The sequence below is a fragment of the Metapseudomonas phytobenefica genome (genome assembly GCF_043392685.1).
GTDB lineage: Bacteria > Pseudomonadota > Gammaproteobacteria > Pseudomonadales > Pseudomonadaceae > Metapseudomonas.
Genome location: NZ_JBHZGM010000067.1, coordinates 1 through 2818 on the forward strand (window position 1 = coordinate 1; position 2818 = coordinate 2818).

General features: G+C 60.3%; 8 protein-coding genes. All 8 read left to right on the plus strand.

The features are described from left to right. Positions 1 to 123: 123 nt before the first annotated feature. A complete protein-coding gene (locus ACFW0B_RS25650) occupies positions 124 to 459 on the plus strand; it encodes a hypothetical protein (RefSeq protein WP_449151771.1) in 336 nt (111 codons plus the stop codon). Next, positions 452 to 691 (plus strand): hypothetical protein, encoded by a 240-nt coding sequence (locus ACFW0B_RS25655; RefSeq protein ID WP_449151772.1) that lies wholly within the window; start codon positions 452 to 454, stop codon positions 689 to 691. Before ACFW0B_RS25650 ends, ACFW0B_RS25655 begins: the two co-directional genes overlap by 8 nt. A gap of 38 nt (positions 692 to 729) precedes the next feature. Continuing rightward, the gene (locus ACFW0B_RS25660) at positions 730 to 960 is read left to right on the plus strand and encodes a hypothetical protein (protein ID WP_449151774.1); all 231 of its coding nucleotides are present in this window, start codon (positions 730 to 732) and stop codon (positions 958 to 960) included. Further along, positions 957 to 1283, plus strand: a complete 327-nt coding sequence (locus tag ACFW0B_RS25665) for a hypothetical protein (protein ID WP_449151775.1) — start codon at positions 957 to 959, stop codon at positions 1281 to 1283. The genes ACFW0B_RS25660 and ACFW0B_RS25665 overlap by 4 nt, the downstream gene beginning before the upstream one ends. Then, positions 1283 to 1510: a hypothetical protein gene (locus tag ACFW0B_RS25670; RefSeq protein WP_449151776.1), complete on the plus strand. Its 228-nt coding sequence runs from the start codon at positions 1283 to 1285 to the stop codon at positions 1508 to 1510. Before ACFW0B_RS25665 ends, ACFW0B_RS25670 begins: the two co-directional genes overlap by 1 nt. 55 nt (positions 1511 to 1565) lie before the next feature. Further along, the gene (locus ACFW0B_RS25675) at positions 1566 to 1949 is read left to right on the plus strand and encodes a hypothetical protein (RefSeq protein ID WP_449151778.1); all 384 of its coding nucleotides are present in this window, start codon (positions 1566 to 1568) and stop codon (positions 1947 to 1949) included. Positions 1950 to 1983: 34 nt separating this feature from the next. Continuing rightward, positions 1984 to 2199, plus strand: coding sequence for a helix-turn-helix transcriptional regulator (locus ACFW0B_RS25680; RefSeq protein WP_449151779.1), 216 nt, complete (start codon positions 1984 to 1986; stop codon positions 2197 to 2199). A gap of 63 nt (positions 2200 to 2262) precedes the next feature. Further along, positions 2263 to 2619 (plus strand): 6-carboxytetrahydropterin synthase QueD, encoded by a 357-nt coding sequence (queD, locus tag ACFW0B_RS25685; RefSeq protein ID WP_069084299.1) that lies wholly within the window; start codon positions 2263 to 2265, stop codon positions 2617 to 2619. Positions 2620 to 2818 lie beyond the last annotated feature (199 nt).

Here is a 2818-nt window from a genome sequence, read left to right on the forward strand (position 1 = left end):
CCAGGCCATCGCCCTGCTCAAGCGCGCCAAGAACCACCTCAACCACTCCAGCGTCCTGGCCCAGGACCTGAGCACCGAAATTTCCGAGTTCACCGCCGCCTATGAGCGGAAGGAGCAGCAGTCGTGACCGACGAGCAACTTGAACAACAACGGCGCCTTTACGAAGCGGCCTACGAAGCAAAGGCCAAGGCCCTCGGCTACGACTTTGACTCGGCAGTGATGGTGCGGGACATCGCCGGGCTCTACGTCGTACCCAGCGTTCAAACCGGCTGGTGGGCATGGCAAACCGCGATTGCCGGGCAGTCCAGCATCTGCTGCTGGACCTATGACAGCGACAGCTTCTCCTGGGACACCGGCTGCGGCGAGAAGTGGACGCTGATGGATGGCGGGCCGAAGGAGAACGGCATGCACTTCTGCCATGCCTGCGGCGGGAAACTGGAGGAAGAGAGCCATGGCTGAGCGAGCCCAACGCCACAACGCCGCGGTTACCGACGAAGCAGCAGCTGGAGCCTGTGGGCTGGATGGCGAGCAGCTAACTCAGATGTTGCTCGAGGAAAACCAGGAATTGCAGTTCCAAGTCGAGAAACTGAGGCAGATGAACCAGCACCTGATCGGAGGTCTGGCGATTCTTGGCTCAGGATCTGTGATCACGATCTTGCTGATCCTATGGATTACGGGAGGCACGCCATGACAAATCGAGCCCCACGCCACAGCGCCATGGTCGATTTCATGCAGTACAGCAAGCGGGAGACCGTTGTACTGGAAGAGGATCACCTGAAGGTGGAGAAGGAGAGGGACCAGTTCAAGAACGAGCTCGAAGCGCTGCGGAAGGATGCTGAGCGTTACAGGTGGCTCCGTGATGAGTGCCATCTGTTCGAGCACTACCGAAAGGCGACAGGGCATGTAGCCAAATTCGATGACGAGATTGACGCCGCGATGAGCAAGGAGCCGACGCCTTGATTGACTGGAACCTGATCCTGTCGCTCGCGCACCAGGGCCGATACGACGAGCTGGAGAAGATGAGCGTGACCATGGGTGGCGAGCCCGCCGAGGGCATCACCGAGGGCTGGCTGAAAGCCATGTTCACCGGAGACAAGGCGCACTGGTTCCGCCAGTTCAGCGCCGCCGAGCTCTCCAAGTTCGGTCGGGTCAGGCGCTGGATCAGCGCCTGCGGCGTCAAGGCGTACTCCCACGACAAGGCGCCGATGTTCCTCCCCGGCAACTTCCCCCGCTGCCAGTCCTGCGAATCCAAGCGTCGGCGCATGAAGCGAGGAATAGGCTGATGAAAAAGCGCGCGCCATATACCCCGTGCAAGCTCTATATCGACGGCGCAGATGGTTTGCAGGCAGGAGACTACATCACCACCTCGGGCGGCTCGGCTTACCTGGTACAGCAGGTTCGCCAGAACGGCCGGCGCCCCGAGCGCAAACACCTGCAATGCCTGCGATGGCCTGCTGCCGAAATTCCAGATGACGCCAGGTGCTACCAACTGACCTGGTATCGCCGCTGACCCCTTCCCCACCTACCCCACCAGCTGCCGGCGAGAGTCGGCGGAGAGAATTCGCATGTCCGAGATTCAAGAGAAAGTCCTGCACTGGATCGCCACCGGGCGCGTCGGCGCCAGCTCCAAGACGATGGCCCTGGCCGCCTGCGGCCTGCCGAACGAGGGCGATTACCCTCACGACCCGGATGACCTGAACCGCTGCCTGCTGCTGTTGGAAGCGGTGCCAGAGGTCAGGCAGCACTTCGACAAGATCGGAGCACTCGGCGTGGTCTGGAGTCGCCTTGCTGCGCGCTGGGACGAGATCGAGCAGTCATTCCTCGATGAGGTCGGCTTGAACTGGAGCAAGTCCGATAACGCGCCGAAGACCTACCGACTGATGAGAGAGGTGATTGGCGAAGAGCCCGGCGTGGTCCGGTTTGGCGCCATGAGCTTCCGCACCAAATAGCCCAGCCCCAGCGCTGACCAGCGAGGTATCCAACATGGCCGCAACAGAAAGAATCATCGACCGCTTCATTCGCCTCGACGAGGTGCTTCACATCACCGGCCTGGGCCGCAACACGGTCTACCGTCGAATGAGGGAGGGCACCTTCCCGAAACAGGTTAGAATAGGGCCCAATTCGGTCGCCTGGCGCCAGTCGGACATCTCCCAGTGGATGTCGGCTTTCACCGCCTGCAACGATCAATCAGTACACTGAGCAGTACACCCAGTACTGCTCCACCCATAAATCCCGCATCACCTCTGCTATACAGGCATTTCAGTGGAAATCTTCAAGGAATTCATCTTCGAAGCCGCGCACCGGCTCCCTCACGTGCCTGCCGGCCACAAGTGCGGCCGCCTGCACGGCCACTCCTTCCGCGTGGCCATCTATATCGAGGGTGAGCCCGATCCCTATACCGGCTGGATCCGCGACTTCTCCGAACTCAAGGCCATCTTCAAGCCGCTCTACGAGCAGCTCGACCACAACTACCTCAATGAGATCCCCGGCCTGGAAAACCCCACCAGCGAAGTCCTCGCCAAATGGATCTGGCAACAGCTCAAACCCCTGCTCCCGGAGCTCTCCCGTATCCGCATCCACGAGACCTGCACCAGTGGCTGCGAATATCGCGGCGACTGACAGCTCCCGAATGAAAAAAGGGCCCATCGATGATGGGCCTTTTTTCATTCGGACTGACCAGAACTTTCTGCTGCGCAAAGACAAACCCCCGACACGCCTGGGCGTATCGGGGGTTTGGGATAGAAGCTTGACGATGACCTACTCTCACATGGAGAAGCTCCACACTACCATCGGCGATGCGTCGTTTCACTGCTGAGTT

What these genes read in the sequence shown, in the direction of transcription:
- ACFW0B_RS25680 (WP_449151779.1), top strand. Translation starts at nt 1,984, where the DNA reads ATGGCCGCAACAGAAAGAATCATCGACCGCTTCATTCGCCTCGACGAG.
- ACFW0B_RS25675 (WP_449151778.1), top strand. Translation starts at nt 1,566, where the DNA reads ATGTCCGAGATTCAAGAGAAAGTCCTGCACTGGATCGCCACCGGGCGC.
- ACFW0B_RS25670 (WP_449151776.1), top strand. Translation starts at nt 1,283, where the DNA reads ATGAAAAAGCGCGCGCCATATACCCCGTGCAAGCTCTATATCGACGGC.
- ACFW0B_RS25660 (WP_449151774.1), top strand. Translation starts at nt 730, where the DNA reads ATGCAGTACAGCAAGCGGGAGACCGTTGTACTGGAAGAGGATCACCTG.
- ACFW0B_RS25655 (WP_449151772.1), top strand. Translation starts at nt 452, where the DNA reads ATGGCTGAGCGAGCCCAACGCCACAACGCCGCGGTTACCGACGAAGCA.